Source organism: Verrucosispora sp. WMMD703 (assembly GCF_049178935.1).
Taxonomy (GTDB): domain Bacteria; phylum Actinomycetota; class Actinomycetes; order Mycobacteriales; family Micromonosporaceae; genus Micromonospora; species Micromonospora sediminimaris.
This window is the reverse complement of sequence record NZ_JBMHMM010000004.1, coordinates 3,753,733-3,769,303: the sequence shown is the minus strand read 5'-3', so window position 1 is coordinate 3,769,303 and position 15,571 is coordinate 3,753,733. Positions and strand designations below refer to the sequence as shown.

15 protein-coding genes are annotated in these 15,571 nt (G+C 70.9%); 6 read left to right on the top strand and 9 right to left on the bottom strand.

Annotation, left to right across the window (positions count from 1 at the left end):
* Nucleotides 1-34: 34 nt before the first annotated feature.
* The gene (locus ACN26Z_RS17815) at nucleotides 35-574 is read left to right on the top strand and encodes a DUF6993 domain-containing protein (protein WP_421462446.1); all 540 of its coding nucleotides are present in this window, start codon (nucleotides 35-37) and stop codon (nucleotides 572-574) included.
* Here ACN26Z_RS17815 and ACN26Z_RS17810 read toward each other — a convergent pair.
* From ACN26Z_RS17810 to ACN26Z_RS17800, 3 genes are all read right to left on the bottom strand, one after another.
* Nucleotides 525-1,793: an MFS transporter gene (locus tag ACN26Z_RS17810; protein ID WP_421462444.1), complete on the bottom strand. Its 1,269-nt coding sequence runs from the start codon at nucleotides 1,791-1,793 to the stop codon at nucleotides 525-527. The genes ACN26Z_RS17815 and ACN26Z_RS17810 overlap by 50 nt on opposite strands.
* A gap of 77 nt (nucleotides 1,794-1,870) precedes the next feature.
* A complete protein-coding gene (locus ACN26Z_RS17805) occupies nucleotides 1,871-2,350 on the bottom strand; it encodes a hypothetical protein (protein ID WP_282238309.1) in 480 nt (159 codons plus the stop codon).
* Nucleotides 2,351-2,391: 41 nt separating this feature from the next.
* Entirely contained in the window at nucleotides 2,392-2,718 is a 327-nt protein-coding gene (locus ACN26Z_RS17800; protein WP_198413178.1) for a hypothetical protein, read from the bottom strand.
* Between the two features lie 329 nt (nucleotides 2,719-3,047).
* On the opposite strand from ACN26Z_RS17800, the gene ACN26Z_RS17795 reads away from it, so the two are divergent.
* The 5 genes from ACN26Z_RS17795 (at nucleotide 3,048) to ACN26Z_RS17775 (ending at nucleotide 9,551) form a co-directional block, all read left to right on the top strand.
* Complete coding sequence (locus ACN26Z_RS17795) at nucleotides 3,048-5,495, top strand: M14 family metallopeptidase (protein ID WP_093406133.1); 2,448 nt, start codon at nucleotides 3,048-3,050, stop codon at nucleotides 5,493-5,495.
* Nucleotides 5,496-5,599: 104 nt separating this feature from the next.
* Nucleotides 5,600-6,268 (top strand): HEAT repeat domain-containing protein, encoded by a 669-nt coding sequence (locus ACN26Z_RS17790; protein WP_421462442.1) that lies wholly within the window; start codon nucleotides 5,600-5,602, stop codon nucleotides 6,266-6,268.
* A 6-nt stretch (nucleotides 6,269-6,274) separates the two neighbouring features.
* A complete protein-coding gene (locus ACN26Z_RS17785) occupies nucleotides 6,275-7,279 on the top strand; it encodes a MerR family transcriptional regulator (protein WP_421462440.1) in 1,005 nt (334 codons plus the stop codon).
* Between the two features lie 45 nt (nucleotides 7,280-7,324).
* On the top strand, nucleotides 7,325-8,176 hold the full coding sequence (gene pdxY, locus ACN26Z_RS17780; protein WP_093406123.1) for a pyridoxal kinase PdxY: 852 nt from the start codon (nucleotides 7,325-7,327) through the stop codon (nucleotides 8,174-8,176).
* Nucleotides 8,177-8,414: 238 nt separating this feature from the next.
* On the top strand, nucleotides 8,415-9,551 hold the full coding sequence (locus tag ACN26Z_RS17775; protein WP_421462438.1) for a nucleotidyltransferase domain-containing protein: 1,137 nt from the start codon (nucleotides 8,415-8,417) through the stop codon (nucleotides 9,549-9,551).
* 357 nt (nucleotides 9,552-9,908) lie between these two features.
* On the opposite strand, the gene ACN26Z_RS17770 is transcribed toward ACN26Z_RS17775, so the two are convergent.
* Genes ACN26Z_RS17770 through ACN26Z_RS17745 form a run of 6 tightly spaced genes read right to left on the bottom strand, consistent with a single transcriptional unit; the run spans nucleotide 9,909 to nucleotide 15,570 of the window.
* The gene (locus ACN26Z_RS17770; RefSeq protein WP_421462436.1) at nucleotides 9,909-11,018 is read right to left on the bottom strand and encodes a 2-oxo acid dehydrogenase subunit E2; all 1,110 of its coding nucleotides are present in this window, start codon (nucleotides 11,016-11,018) and stop codon (nucleotides 9,909-9,911) included.
* On the bottom strand, nucleotides 11,011-12,033 hold the full coding sequence (locus tag ACN26Z_RS17765; protein ID WP_282238316.1) for a transketolase C-terminal domain-containing protein: 1,023 nt from the start codon (nucleotides 12,031-12,033) through the stop codon (nucleotides 11,011-11,013). The genes ACN26Z_RS17770 and ACN26Z_RS17765 overlap by 8 nt, the downstream gene beginning before the upstream one ends.
* Nucleotides 12,026-12,937, bottom strand: coding sequence for a thiamine pyrophosphate-dependent dehydrogenase E1 component subunit alpha (locus tag ACN26Z_RS17760; protein WP_282238317.1), 912 nt, complete (start codon nucleotides 12,935-12,937; stop codon nucleotides 12,026-12,028). Before ACN26Z_RS17760 ends, ACN26Z_RS17765 begins: the two co-directional genes overlap by 8 nt.
* Entirely contained in the window at nucleotides 12,930-14,429 is a 1,500-nt protein-coding gene (locus ACN26Z_RS17755) for an AMP-binding protein (RefSeq protein WP_421462433.1), read from the bottom strand. The genes ACN26Z_RS17760 and ACN26Z_RS17755 overlap by 8 nt, the downstream gene beginning before the upstream one ends.
* Nucleotides 14,426-15,331, bottom strand: coding sequence for a diiron oxygenase (locus ACN26Z_RS17750; protein WP_421462431.1), 906 nt, complete (start codon nucleotides 15,329-15,331; stop codon nucleotides 14,426-14,428). The genes ACN26Z_RS17755 and ACN26Z_RS17750 overlap by 4 nt, the downstream gene beginning before the upstream one ends.
* Nucleotides 15,328-15,570 (bottom strand): phosphopantetheine-binding protein, encoded by a 243-nt coding sequence (locus ACN26Z_RS17745; RefSeq protein ID WP_093405757.1) that lies wholly within the window; start codon nucleotides 15,568-15,570, stop codon nucleotides 15,328-15,330. The genes ACN26Z_RS17750 and ACN26Z_RS17745 overlap by 4 nt, the downstream gene beginning before the upstream one ends.
* Nucleotide 15,571 lies beyond the last annotated feature (1 nt).

Here is a 15,571-nt window from a genome sequence, read left to right as displayed (position 1 = left end):
AATCTGATCCTCGGATTCGGAACGACGGGGGTCGATGATGCGGGCAGGGAAGACCAGTTCGTTGGTGGCTGCTGCCCCGCTGGCCGTGCTGTTGCTCGGCTGCGCCGCCCCCGGCGCCGGGGGCGACGACGTGCAGGCGACACCTACGAGCACGTCGGCGTCGCCCACCGTGGTCGCGAAGCCGGCCGCTCCGCAGGCGGGCGTACCCAACAACCATGCCGACAACAACGGCTGGAAGCGACGGCACGAGCTCTCCACCGCGGACCAGCGCACCGGGCAGAAGCTCGCCGCGCGGATCCGGCCCAGGCTCGAGGCACTACGCGAGGCTGGGGACTTCGCACCGGAGTCCACCCAGCGAGTGCTGCTCGACCTGGGCATCGAGGCAGACGCGATCGAGGTCACCACCATGCGAACGCCTATCGGGCAGGAGACGACGCCCCCGCCGGGTGCCGTGTACGCGGTGCGCTTCGCGGACGTGGGCTGTGTGATCGGGTCCGTGCGGCCCGACCGGGTCATGGTCAGGGTCACCGGCTCGGCTGCCGAATTCGGGTGCCTGGAGCCCTTCTCGCATTGACGCCGTCCGGCGCAGCTCGCGACGTCAGCCCGGGACGACCGGCCGACGCGGGGGAGGGGCGCGACGGTGAACGGTCGCGCCGACGTCGCCAGGTCAGCGGGCAGACGGTGAGGCAGACGGCGGCCGCGAGGACGAGCGGTGGGCGTGGGCCGAGCAGCACGGCGGCGGAGCCGAGCGGAGTCATCGCCGCGATCGGCCCGAACATGACCGTGTTGGCGGTGGCGGCGACCCGACCGAGCAGCGCGTCGGGACTATGTGTCTGGACGGCGGTGACGGCGGCGACCAGCGCCCACGGCAGTCCGAGGCCGCCCAGCACCGACGCGGTGACCACTGCTGGCCACCAGGGCAGGCACCGGACCAGGCAACTGAGCGCGAAGAGTCCGGTACCGGCCAGGGCCACGGCCGTGGGGCCGAGCCGGGAAATCAGCCGGCCGGCGACCAGTCCAGCCGCGACCGAGCCGGCGCCCTGGGCGCTGAGCAGGACACCCAGGAACGTCGCCGGTAGGCCGAGCGTGTCGGTGACGACGGCGTAGCCGGCGGCGGTGGTGAAGCCGGACATGCCGATGGCGACTCCGGCCAGGACCACAGGTCGTCGGATGGACGCCGCGCCGAACAGAACGGCCAACCCGACTCGGACTCCCCGGTCCGGTTGCGCGACCGGCGGCGGCGTGCGGGTCAGGCGCAGCGCCGCGAAGCCGGCTGCGGCGAGGGCCGGCAGGCCGGCGGCGAGCAGGGCGACCAGGTGGCCGCCCTGCCAGGTGTACAGGCCGGCACCGGCCAACGGGGCCACCAGCTTGACGCCTTCCTGGGCACTGGAGCGCCACCCGTTCACCCGTCCGAGCTGAACCGGCGACAGGGCCGCCGGCAGCAGCGCGCTCTCGCCCGCGTCGACCAGGACGTACGCGATGCCGTAGACCGTGGCCACGCAGAACAGCAGCCACACCTGGCCGGGGCCACGGACCGCCAGCAGGCTGGGCAGGGTGGCGGCGAGGGTCAGGTTGGCCGCGATGACGAGCGGGCGCCGGGGCAGCCGGTCGACGAGCACGCCGAGCCACGGGCCGCCGAGGGTGGGGGCGTACCCGCAGAGGCCGGCGAGCGCGGCCAGGCCGGGGGAGCCGGTGAGGTCGAGGATCCAGATGCCGGTGACCAGGGCCATCGCGCTGCCGCCGAGGCCGGACAGCAGGGATACCGCCACGAACAGGATCGCGTTGCGCCGCACGAGCCCTCCGGAATTGAGTCAGAGTGGCTCACAGCGTCCTGTCTTGAGTCGCACGAAGGCAATAGTTGGGCTCGACGTCAACGTTGCATTGACAGCGCCTCGGCGAGGCGGCGGGTGATGGCGTGTACCGGGGTGGGCAGTCCGGAATCGGCGGCCGGCAGGTCGGCACGGATCCGGGCGGCCAGGTCGTACAGGGCACCCGGCTCGGCCTCCAGCGCGAGCACGGTGGTGCGGCGGGTCAGCGCGGCCCGGGGAAAGCGGCTGTCCCAGCGACGGTCGGCGTCGATCCAGCGCCGCAGGTCGGTGAGGAGGCCGCGCAGTGCTGCCACCTCGGCCGGCCAGCGCCTGTCGGAGTCGGTCCGGCGGGCCGTACGCGCGGCGGCCAGGCGCTGGCGGCGCTGTTCGGCGGCCTGGCGACTGCCCAGCCCGAGGGCTTCGGCGACCTGGTTCCAGGTGGCGCCGGCCTGCCGGGCCCGGTCGATGAGATCGAGTTCGGTTTCGTCGAGCCGGTCCCGGGCGGACGGGATGTCGGCGAGTTGATCGAGCGGGTCGAGCACCCGTCAACGCTACATTGACACCTCGGTCCGGCCTGGCTCGCTCAAGCGGCGGCGGACTGGCGGCGGGAGTGGTCCGTCGACCAGGTCGGCCGGGCGGTCGAGTCCGCCCAGGTGTCGTCCCGGCTGGCAGCAGGAGCTGTCGTCTCGTCGGCCGTACCGCCCTGGGCGAGGTTGAGCGCCCGCTGGGCCTGCTGCCACGGTTCGCACGGCCAGTTCTGACCGGCGCACAGCAGGTGGGTGCAGCCACCGTCCTCGCCCGGCGCGTGCGCGTCGGCGACGTCCAGGGCGAGCCGCCACAACAACGGGTCGGTGACCCCGGCGGGCCGGTCGGTTGTGTGGTGGTGCCGGTCGATGGCGTTCTCGGACACGCGTGATCCCCCTCGTTGTCGAGCCTCACGCTCTTGATCTCCAGTCTGCACGCAGGTCAAACACGAGTTCCGGGACCGTCGGGCGGGGTGGGCGCGGTCACCGGGGGCGGGGCCGCCGATGATTGACAGATCCCTATCTGCGGGCGAAGGATGTCGGCATCTCGATCACTCCTACGACCCGGATGCGCGACGCTGCGTAATCGGCGATGCGGGCAGCGTCGACCGCCGAGCGCGTCGCCGTGACTGTCCCGCAGGCTGGGGCGGCCCGGCCGGTCCGCGCTGAACCCGCTGCCTCCGTGCCGCGCGCCGAGAAGAGGGGCGACCGCCTCATGTCCAAGGTCCGTACGGGCTTGCGCTGGCGACCCCAGCTGCCCGCCGCCACCGCACTGGCTGCCTTCGCGGCCGTGCTGCTGTTGGTCAATCCCGCTGCGGCGATCGTGCCGCAGGCCGCCGCGCCGGTGACCGCGCCCGCCGACCTCGGCCGGCTCGCCGACGAGCGGGCCAGCGTGGTCGAGGTGATCCTGGCCGACGACGCCGAACTGGACGCCCTGGTGGCCACCGGCGTCGACCTCGACCATCACATCACCCACACCGGCGACGGCATCGTCGTGCACGCCGTGGTGACCGGCAACGAGGTCGCCACGCTGACCCGGGCCGGCTACACCTTCGGCAAGGTGCTGCACACCCCGGAGGACGCGGCGCAGCGGCTGGCCGAGCGGGAGGCCACCATCGCCGCCCACCTGGCCGAGAACCGGGAGTACGCGGCAGCGGCCGACTTCTCGGCCCGGTCCACGGTCTCCGACGTCAAAATCATCCGGGCGGACTACTACACCTCCGGCGACACGCAGGTGCTCTCGGTCGAGGCGAAGTGGGCGCAGGGGCAGACCGACGCCAGCCCGTTGACCGTCGAGCGGGACAGCGGGCCGGGCACCGAGATCGGCTCCGGCGGCACCCAGACCATCTCCCGGTTCGTCGACGCCGGTGTCTACCTCTACCACCGGGGCGCGGCGCAGGTGACCAGTCGCCCGGCGTACGTGCGGATCACCAGTCCGAGCGGTGACATGGCGGTGGCCAAGGTCAACGAGTGGCTGCCCATTCCGCCGAAGGACCCCGAGGGGCCGGGCTACATGAAGGACTTCGTGGCCAGCTACCTGACCCCCACCGAGCTGTACGACCGGATCAAGGCCCTGTCCGCGCAGTACCCGAAGATCTCGGAGATCGTCGAGTTGCCGTACCGGACCAACGGCTACCGGCGTAAGGCGCAGGCCGTGCTCGGCACCGCCAACGACAGCCGGGTCGCGGTCGACTCGCTGGCCTGGGGCCACCAGGGCGGCAACGACATCTCCGTCGAGTTCGCCGATCCCGGCGTCGCCGACGCACCCTTGGCGGTGACCGTCACCGGCACCCAGGTCAGCGTCGACCTCGCCACCGACGGCAGCGGCACCGTCACCAGCACCGCCGAGCAGGTCGTCGCCGCGCTCAACGCGCAGGCGGGGACGCTGCTGACCGCGTACACCTATCGGGGCAGCCCGGGCACCGGCGTGGTCGCGCCGGTCGCGCGCACCGCGCTCTCCGACGGCCTCGCCGCGCCGGCGTCGGTCTCCCGCGACCCGCACCCGGTGTACGCCATCCGCATCGGCAAGCACCGCGACGGCTCCCGGCTCGGGGTGCTCGCGTACGCCCAGGAGCACGCCCGGGAGTGGGTGCCGCCGCTGGTCACCATCGAGACCGCCGAGCGGCTGCTGCGCAACTACGCGCACGACCGCAAGACCCGCGACCTGGTGGACAACCTCGACATCTGGATCGCTCCGTCGATCAACCCGGACGGCGGGCACTACTCGTTCTACGACTTCAACTCCCAGCGCAAGAACATGACAAACCACTGCGCCCCGGAGGCGCCGGCGGACTTCCTCGGCCGCAACTCGTGGGGCGTGGACAACAACCGCAACTACACCGAGTACAGCCTCTTCGACGGCTATGCGGGCGCGTCGACCAGTTGCACCAGCGGCACGTACGCCGGGCCGAGCGAGCTGTCGGAGCCGGAGAACCGCAACGTCGACTGGCTGGCCGCCCGACCGAACATCAAGTTCTCGATGAACCTGCACTCGTCGGGTAACTACTTCATGTGGTCGCCCGGCTCCTACGCCGTGCCCGGCCGGATCTCGGCGCCGCGACCGACGCTGGCCGAGGAGTCGCTGTTCTGGGGGGCGTCGTCGCGCATCCTGACCGCCATCAAGCGGCACCGCAACCTGGCGGTCACCCCGGCCCGGACCGGCCCCATCGCCGACGTGCTGTACTCGGCGGCCGGCAACTCCGGTGACATGCTCTGGTACAAGTACGGCATCTACGCCTGGAACTTCGAGGTCGGCACCTCGTTCCAGCCGGCCTGGCAGGAGGCGCACGCCGAGACGATGGAGTTCGCCAACGGCCTGACCGAGATGCTGCGGGTGGCCCGGGACTTCGACACGGACCGGAAGCGGCCGAGAAGCTCCCTGTCGGTGACTGCGAGCGCCACCCCGGGCATGGTGGACGTCACCTTCTCCACGAGCGAACCGGCGGCGGTGTTCTACACGCTGGACCGGAGCCGACCCACCTACGACTCCACGCTCTACGGCTCGGCCGGCATCCGCGAGGGCGGTGAGACGCTGACCATCCCCGTCGGTACGACCGTGCACTGGTTCTCCGTCGACGCGGCCGGAAACGTCGAGCGCAACTACAAGCCCGACGGTCGGGGCAACAACCACAACAAGCAGAAGGTCAAGGCGCCGAAGCGCTGACCGGACGCCTCGGCGAGCCGTGGGTGCCGCGGAGATCTGCCGGCACCCACGGCTTGACCTTGACAGAGTGACAAGGTCTTCACTGTGTCGAGGAGGTGATCCGGATGAGCAGGCCCCAGGAGGCCACGGACACGGTGCGGATTCTGCGCGGACTGTCGAGCGACATCTCGTCGGTGCGGCTGCGGGCGGCGATGGCGGCCGGCACGGCCCCCGACCCCGGCTTCGTCGACACGCTCGTGGAGCGCTGCGCGGTCGAGCCCGAGTTCTCCGTACGCGAGATGCTCACCTGGGCCCTCACCCGGCACCCGGCCGAACTGACCGTGCCCCGCCTCGTCGCGGAACTTCGCTCGGAAACCGCCCAGGCCCGCAGCCAGGCGCTACACACGCTGTCCAAGATCGGGGACCGGCGGGCGTGGCCGGCGATCACCCGGGCGTTGCTGACCGACGCCGACGACGAGGTGGCCCGCAGCGCCTGGCGGGCGGCGGTGGTGCTGGTACCTCAAGGTGACGAGCCAGCCCTGGCCGAGGTGCTGGCGACCCAGCTCGGGCGCGGCGGGCGGGAGACGCAGTTGAGCCTCAGCCGGGCGCTGATCGCGCTCGGTGAGGTGATCACTCCGATCCTGCGGGCCGGGGCGCGCGATGCCGACCCAGGGGTACGTCAGCACGCGATCGCCACGGAACGTCTGCTCGACGACCCGGACGCCGGCTTCGCATTCGCGATCGAGGAGGCGAAGCGCGTGGTGGCCCTCGGCGAGAACGATCGGAAGCGGTGACCGGCGGTGCTGATCGGTGAGGTGGCGCGACGGTCCGGCGTCAGCGCCCGCATGCTCCGGCATTACGAATCGCTCGGTCTGGTCGAGCCGACGGGCCGCAGCGGAGCCGGCTACCGGGAGTACTCCAGCGACGACATCCGCCGGATCTTCCACATCGAGAGCCTGCGGTCGTTGGGGCTGTCGCTGCGGGAGGTCCGGCGGGCGCTTGACGACCCCGGCTTCACCCCGGCACAGCTCGTCGAGGATCTGATCCAGCAGACCCGGGAGCGGATCGCGGCGCAGACGGAGCTGCTCACCCGCCTGCGTCGGATCGGGGCCGCGCAACCCGCCGACTGGGCGGACGTGCTCCAGGTCGTCGCCCTGCTCCAGGCCCTCGGCTCGGAGAACGCCGGGCGACGCCAACGCGCGGCCCTGTCCTCGACCGGCGAGGCGGCGGTGCCGGTGGAGGCACTGGTCGAGGCGGTACTGAGCGAGTCGGACCCGAACGTCGCCGGTGCCCTTCGCTGGGCGCTGGCGCAGTCGGCCGACGGCGCCACCGCGCTGCTGGCAGCGGGGCTCGACGAACTCGACCCAGAGGTACGCAAACGCGCCGTCAAGTCCCTCGCCGAGATCCCGGACGACGACGCGACCGCGCTGCTGCGGGACGCCCTCGCCAACCCCGACCTCGTCGTCCGCAGGTATGCGGCACTCGCGCTCGGGGCACGTGGCGTGGCCGAGGCGATCCCGACCCTGATCGAGATGGTCGTCGAGGAGACGAACGAGGCCGACGCCGCCGACGCACTGACTGCGCTGGCCGGTGAGCCCGCGCTCGCGGAACAGATCGCCGGCCGCCTGGTCGCGCGCCTCGGCAGCGACGGCGTCGCCTCACCCGTACGTAGTCGGCTGACGCAGGCGCTCGCCGACATTCCCGGGAGCGCTGCCGCCCGTGCCCTCGGCGAGCTGTCCCAGGATGCGGACCGCACCGTCGCGCTCACCGCCAGTTATGTGCTCAGGCTGCGCGCCGGGCGATAGCCGGGCCCGGTCCCATCGGGGGCCGCCGACCGCCATGATGAGACGGTGAAAATCCTGTCCATCCAGTCCTCGGTCGCTTATGGTCACGTCGGCAACTCGGCGGCGGTGTTCCCGTTGCAGCGGCTCGGCCACGAGGTCTGGCCGGTGCTGACGGTGCACTTCTCCAACCACACCGGCTACGGCGCGTGGCGCGGCCCGCTGCTGGCCCCCGCCGACGTCGCCGAGGTGATCGCCGGCATCGCCGACCGTGGTGTGCTCGGCGACGCCGACGCGGTGCTCTCGGGCTACCAGGGGGATCCGGCGATGGGCGCGGTGATCCTCGACGCGGTGACCCTGGTGAAGACCGCCAACCCGGACGCCCTCTACTGCTGCGACCCGGTGATGGGCGACGTCGGCCGGGGCATGTTCGTCCGGCCCGGCATCCCGGAGTACCTGCGCGACGTGGTGGTGCCGCGCGCGGACATCGTCACCCCCAACCAGTTCGAGCTGGAGTTCCTCGCCGGCCGACCGACGAACACGGTCGACGACCTGCTGGCCGCCGTCGACGCGGTACGCGCCACCGGGCCCCGGCACGTCCTGGTGACCAGCGTGCTGCACGGCGACCTGCCGGCGGACACGCTGGAGGTGGTGGCCGTCTCGGACGCCGGTGCCTGGGCGGTGACCACCCCGCTGCTGCCCATCAACCCCAACGGTGGTGGCGACGTCACCGCCGCCCTGTACCTGGCGCACCTGTCCACGACGGGTTCGCCGGCCACGGCGCTGGAACGCACCACCGCATCGATCTTCGCGGTGCTGGAGGCCACCCTGGCAGCCGGCACCCGGGAACTTCAGCTGATCGCCGCCCAGTCGGCGATCGCCGATCCGCCGGCCCGATTTCCCGCCCGCCGGCTGCGGTAGCCAACCGCGGCGGCGCTCGGGCGCGGCCGGAGACGAGGCGCTGCTGCCCTGCGGGCGTCCCGGGCCGAGGGGAATCGGGCAGGTTGAGCAGGCGGCGGCACCCCAGATGACCATCTAAACTGCGTCAGCTCCTCCCACCGGGGCAGACGAACCGCGTCCCCCGGGTCCGGATGGACACAGTGGATGGAGAGCGAGCCCCTGGGTGCCAGGGTCGTAGCGCAGTCGAAGAGGAGGCCGAATGGCCGTGATGTCGGTCGAGTCGGAGTTGTTGCTGCTGCTTGGCAGGCAACATGTCGCGGACCCGCAGCTGGCTCGCGTGCGCGAGATCCTTGCCCAGGACGCGCCAGGGTTGGACTGGGGGCAGTTCGCCGCTCAGGCGGCGCGCCACCGCGTCGCCGCTCTCGTGGGTTGGCACGGGTGGCGCTTCCTGACCGACAAGACGGTGACCGGTCTCGACCCCGCCGTCATGATGCTGCTGTACGCCACCTACCGCGACACCCGGCGGACCAACGAGGTCATGTTGCGCGAGATCCAGGCGATCAGCGACGCCGCCGTCACGCAGGGCGTCACCGTCCTGCTGCGCAAGGGCGGCCATCTGGCCTTCTCGGCATACCAGGAGCCGGGCCTGCGGCCGATGGGCGACCTGGACGTCCTCGTCGTCCGAGAGCAGGCGCCGGCACTTGTCGAGGTGCTTGAGCAGCTGGGCTATGTGGAGGGCCACCCGTCGGTGAACGGGATCGTCCCGCTCAGCAAGCGGGAGCGTGCCTTCTGGCGTCTTTACGGCAGCGACCTGCCCAAGTTGAACAAGCTGACCGGTGAGATCGACTGCCCGATCGTCAGCGTCGACGTCAACGTGTCGCTGGCCCTGCCGGGCAAGGGCTACGACGTCCCGGTCAGCGCCGTCGTGGCACACGCCCAGCACCACCGGTACGGTGCTGCCTCGTTCCTCGTGCCGTCCGCCGAGGACGCGGTCGTCGATCTGGCCGCCCACATCTACAAGACGTCGACGACCCTCAGGTTCATGACCCGTGGCGGCAAGCATCGCCGGCTGATCAAGTATGTGGACATCGCCGAGTTGGTGCGTTCGGCCGGTCCGGACTTCTCGTGGGACCTGCTGCTCGCACGCGTCGACGAGTACCGCGTCGCTGAGCCCGTGTACTACGGGCTCGCCCACCTCAACATGCTCTTTCCGGACACCGTCGCGGCGGACACCCTCGCGGCGCTCCGGCAGCGATGCAGCGCGCCGGACCAACTGCTCACCCAGTACGGCCAGTGGGATCTGGCCGAGCCTCGGGTGTGGCAGCAGGACTTCCTCAGCCGGTTCTTCGACCCGGCCGTCGACCGTGAACTGCCCGCCTCGAAGTCGCTCGTCTGAAAGTGGGACGGAGGCGCCTGAGCACAGCGGCTCAGGCGCCTCCTACCGACTAGTCGTCACTGGCAGGCGTTGGGGCCGCCGACGATGTCGTCCAGCTCCTCGTCAGCCATCTCGCGGATGTCGACGGCCTCGAACTCGACCTCGGTCATGTGATTTCACCCCCTTCCAGGGTCGCCGATAGGCGTGTTCCTCCACCACGGCGGTCGATCCAGGAGTAGGAGGTGGAAGTGGTCGATTTCCACCGGTAGCTCCAGAGCGGATCGATGACACCGATGGAGCGTGGAGGCCACAGGATATCTCCGAAATGTCGGCAAAGACGCCGCCCAATGGTGTTCAACCAACAGCCGGTGGCGGTCGTCATCGTGACTCCAGGTCGGCCTTGACCGCCCGTAGGAATGCCGCCGCCGACCGGCCGTTGATAAACCGATGGTCGTATGCGAGACCGAGATGGAAATACTCGCTTGTCGTGACGGATCCGTCGCCCTGAAGTGTCAACTCACGCTGCATCGAGGCAAGCGACAACGCGCAGGTGTGCTCCGGGAAAATGAGCGGCTGCGCGTGGACGATGTCGGCGTCCGTGTGGATCGTGAGCGCGATGTTGGATCCGGTGAGATCCGCTTCGGCGAACCCGCCACGTACCGCGGCATGCCGGAACCGCAGCAGGTCGGCCGCGATGTCCCGCAGCGGTCGGGTGTCGGCGTCGGCGACGACCGGCAGGTAGAGGCCCGTCCCGACGTCGATCGTGACACCGACGTGGGCACCGGGCCGTACGGTCGCCGCCTCGTCGTCCACCGGACGTGCGAAGAACAGGGGAAACTCGGCCCGCTGCGCCGCGATCGCTTCGACGACAAGCTCCGCAACGCCGAGATAGCCGATGGACGCCGCCTGCTCACGCAGGCGTCGTCCGAGCCGGTCGGCGACAACCTTCGCCACGGTGTAGGCGGCGGGAATCTCCCGGTGTGCGGCGGACACGGTGCGGGCGATCCGTCGCTGGGCGGGTGTGATGGTCACCCGGTCGGCCGCGTCCGGCGCCGGCTGCCCGGCGACGAGCCGTTCGATGTCCGACCGGGAGACGACCTGCTTACCGATCGAACGTATCGCCGCGTCGGTGAGGCCATGTTGGGCCATGAGCTGCCGAGCCGGTTCGGTGACGGTGAACGCGACCGCATCGGTGCCGGCGGCCACCGATCGGGCACCGGGAGCATCGGTGTCCGCCCGCGACCGCTGCGGATGGTCGCCTCCGGCGACGGTGGCGATCAACTGCCCGGGGCGGCAGGTGGCGGGTGCGTCCAACCGGTGCCACAGCATTCCGGCGACGTCCGTGACCAGTTCGTGCGCTGCCTTGGACGTCTCCACGAGAGCCACCGCGGTCCCCACGCCGACCGGTGCGCCGTCCCCGACCAGCCATTCGAGGAGCGTGTACTCGTCGTCGGTCGCATTGAGCCGGGGCAGGCGGAGGTCACCCACGGGCCACCGCCGTCACCGTGGCGCGGATATCGTCGGCCTGCACCAGCACCGCACGCTCCAGATGAGCGGCGGCAGGGATGGTGCCCGACGGCGCGTGGAGCAGTCGGACGGGCCCGGACAGCAGGTGCCACATCCGCTGGTGGATGGCTTGGGCGACCTCGGCTCCCCAAACCCCGCCGGCCACCGCGTCCTCGACGACCACCACCCGCCGCGCCCGGCCGACGAGCGGGGCCAGCGGTGCCGGGTCGAACGGGTAGAGCCGGGACGGCACCACCGCCCGCACCGCTGTCTCGTCACCGAGATAGGCGTCGCGCATCGCACCGAGGACCCGGTCGGTGAGGCCGCCCGGCGCGATCACGACGACGTCGACCGGGTCCACGTCGCGAATGCCCAGCACCGCGAAGTCGCAGGAGCCACCGATCAACTCACGGTGGAACATCTCGTCGCCGGTGGCTGCGCCGAACCGCCGCCGGCCGTAGAGCACCTTGTCCTCGAAGTACAGCGCGGGAGCGGCGGAGTCGAGGATCTGGGCGAGTGTCGCGTACCCGTCGTGCACCGGGCTCATCTCGTACAGGGCGAGATTGGGGATCCCCAGGAAATGCTTCTGGAGGCTCTGGCTGTGGGTGGGACCGTAGCCTCGGTTGCCGCCGGTCGGGCAGCGGATCACCAGTGGCATCCGCACCTGCTCGCCGTACATGCTGACCACCTTGCCGGCGAGATTCGCGATCTGGTCGAAGCACAGGGTGGCGAAGTCGGAGAACATGATCTCCACCACCGCTTCCCGGCCCCGCAGGGCCAGGCCCACCGCGAAACCGACGATCGCCTGCTCGCTGATCGGCGTGGTGAGTACCCGGTCGGGATGCTCGGTGGAGAGACGCCGGGTGACACCGAAGGCTCCGCCGTACGGGTCGGCCACGTCCGCACCGATCAGGTAGAGATCCGGCCGCCTCGTGAGCAGGGCGGCCAGCGCACGGTTGAGGTGCGCACCGACCCGCTCCGTGCGCCGGTCATCCATGACCGGCACCGATCAGCGGCCGGGCCAGTACCTCGTCGACCACGTCGCGGATCCTGGCGGTCGCGACGGCGTCGAGCCGGTCGACCTGCTCGGGAAAGGCCGCGCGGCACCGTGCGTACCAGTCGCGTCCGGCGACGGCGTCGAGCTGCGCCGGGGTACGGGTGTCGTCGCCCTTGCTGTGCGGTCCCAGCCGTACCGTCTCGAACTCGACCACCAGCGGGGCGCCGTCGTGGCGGACCTCGGCGACGAGCGGCGCGAGGGTGGTCCGTATGCGGTGGACGTCGACATCGACCAGCTTGACGTGCCGGATGCCGAACCCGGCGCAGCGCCCGGCGACGGTCCCGGCCATCTGGGCGTGGGTCGGAGTGGACTGGGCGATCCCGTTGTGCTCGACGATGACGACCAGCGGCGCCCGCCAGAGCGCGGCGAGGTTGAGCGCCTCGTACACCACGCCCTGCCCCCAGGTGCCGTCGCCGATGTAGGCGACCGAGACCGCCCCTGCGCCGGTGCGACGCAGGTCGAAGGCGGCACCCGCCGCGACGGGTACCAGCTGCCCCTGGATCCCCGTGGAGATGAAACCGGCCCGGCGGATGTGCTGCGAGCCGCCCATCCCGCCGCACACCGCACCTACCCGGCCGGCCAGCTCGGCGAGCAGGCCGGCCGGGTCGTCGTACCTGGCCAGGTAGTGCCCGTGTCCGCGATGGTTGCTGAACACCTCGTCGTCCGGCCGGAGCAGGGACTCGACGGCCACCGGGATGTACTCCTGCCCCAGACAGGTGTGGGTGGTGCCGCTGATGAGTCCGCGGCCGAGCAGGTCGAGTACCGCGTACTCGAAGCGGCGGATCGACAGCATCGCCCCGAGGTCGGCGTCGGCGGGCGGGCACATCGGCGGGCACTCAGGCATGGGCGACGCGCTCCCCGCCGGTGAGGTCCCGGGCGCGCGCGGCGAGGCCCGCGCGATCGATCTTGCCGTTCGCGTTGTGCGGCAGCGCCTCGACGTGCTGGCACAGCCTCGGCACCAGGTAGCCCGGCACGAGCGAGGCCATCGGGCCGCGGACGTCCAGGCCGGGCGCACCGACGTAGAACACCGCCAGTTCGGTTCGCCCGGCCGCCTCGTACGCCACCGCGACGGCCCGCTGCACACCGGGCAACTGCTCGACGTGCCACTCGACCTCGTCCAACTCGACCCGGTAGCCGCGCAGCTTCACCTGGCGGTCCATCCGGCCGAGGTAGGCGAGTTCGGCACCGGCGAGCTGCCGGACCCGGTCGCCGGTGCGGTACCAGCGCCGGCCGTCGCCGGTGTGGAAGCGGCCCTGATCGTCGGCGGGGTCGAGGTAGCCGGGGAACAGCTGCGCTCCGGTCACGCACAGCTCACCTTCGACGCCGTCGACCCCGTCCTCGATGATCCGGTACCGCAGATGCGGGTACAGCGGGCCGATCGGGACGACACCGTGCACGGCGAGGTCGGCGGAGTCGGCGCTGAGCCGATGCGCCGAACAGGCGATGGTCAGCTCGGTCGGGCCGTAAAGGTTCTCCACGGTGGACCCGGGTGCCGCCCGCTGCCAGTCCAGGGCGTCGGTCAGGCGCAGCGCCTCACCGCAGAACAGGCTCCACCGCAGCGTCGGCATCGCACCGGGGGCCAGCCCGCCCCGGCGCCGTACCACGGCGATGGCACTCGGCACGGAGAACCAGAGCGACACCCGCTCGGCGGCCAGGAAGTCCGGTAGCGCGGCGAACACCTGTGGTGGCGTGGACACTACCGTCGCGCCCGCGCCCCAGGCCATGAACAGGTCGAACATCGCCAGGTCGAAGGTCTGGTCGAAGGTCTGCGAGCAAACGTCGTCCGGGCCGATGTCGTACCGCTTGAGGTTGTACCGCAGGAAGCTGTCCATGTTCGCGTGCGTGATCGGGGCGCCCTTGGGCTGGCCGGTGGAACCCGAGGTGAACAGCACATAGGCCGCGTCGTCGTACGCCGTTTCGGGCAGGGTGGGCAGTGGCGTCGCGGCCGGCGCCGCCACCCGAAGGCCGGGCAGGGCGGCGACGAGGTGCGGCAGGGCCGCCACCGACCGGTCGGCGATCACCGTGTCGACACCGGCGATCGCCGCCATCCGGCAGGTCCGGGCCACCGGGAAGGCCGGGCTGAGCGGCACCGCCGTGGCACCGGCGTAGAGCGTGGCGAGAAGTCCCGCGTACGACTCGATGCTGCGCGCCGCGAGGATGCCGACGGTCCGGGCACCGTTGGCGGTCAGGTCACCGGCCCAGCGTCGGGCCACGTCGTCCAGCTGGGTGTAGGTCCACTCCTGACTGCCGATCCGCAGCGCGACGCGGTCGGGTGCCGTCGCCAGGCCGGCGGTGAACCACTCGTGCAGGAGCCGTTGCGGTAGCTGGCCGGTCACCAGGCGACCGCTTCCTCGGTGAACAGGCCCATCCGACCGAAGAACCGGGTGGTCTTGCGCATCACAGCCCGGTGGAACTCCTGACGGTAGGGGTCGCCGATCACCTCGGACCGGATGCGCCTGGCGCCGTCGAGGCCCGCGTCGGCGTACACCGCCGGGTTGTAGAAGGCCCGCAGACACGAGGTGATGTAGCGCGACAGATACGTCGCGGCTCTCTCGACCTCCTCCGGTGTCGCGTTCCGGGTGGCTTCGTCGTACAGCGCCCACATCATCTGCCGGCCGAACGCGATGTGTCTCGACTCGTCCTGATGATGGACGGCGTTGATCCGCTGCGCGATCTCCGGAAGCCGGGTGTCCGTCGCCATCTTCGCGTTGAAGTAGTCGCACAGTTCCTCGGCGATGAGAATGCGACCGAAGACCATGACGTCGCGGATCGCGTCGTTGCCCTCGGCGGCCTGTCCGACGACACGTTTGGTGCCGTAGACCCTGCCCCCGTACCGGTTGCAGAACTGGGCGAAGAACCACATGTGCTCGTTCTCTTCATGAATGAAGTCGTGGAAGAACTCCGACAGCCCCGGGTAGCGCGTGTCGTAGATCCGTCCGGCCACCTCACCGATCAGGTCCCGGATGAGGTGAACGTTGAGGCTGAAGAAGTTGACCGCCTCGGCCTGGGTCAGGCGCAGCCGATCGGTCTCCGACAGGCGGTCCCACACCGGGGTGCCGTAACACGTGGTCAGCTCCGGGCTCATCCAGTGTTGGTCGGTCGGCAGTTCGCTCGGCCAGTCGAAGACGTCGAAGACGTGGTAACGCTGGTCGCGCGACTGGTCACTCAACTTGGCGGCGACGGTGGCGAGCCGGGCCCAGGTTGGCCCCAACTGTCCCTCCTCGGCAGGGCCGCTCATACCAGACCCCTGACCGCGGCCCAGATGGTGCCCGGCGTCGCGAACACCTCTGGCCGCAGCAGCCCGGGCGGGAGTTCGATGTCGAACTCGGTCTCCAGATTGACGATCAGCTCGACCACCTCCAGCGAGTCGACCCCCAGGTCGGACAGGCCGCGGTCGGGGTCGAGTGGCGTGTCGGCGCCGAGCAGCCGACTACGCTGCCGGATGAGCGATTCGAAGGCGGGTGGCCAGTCCACCATG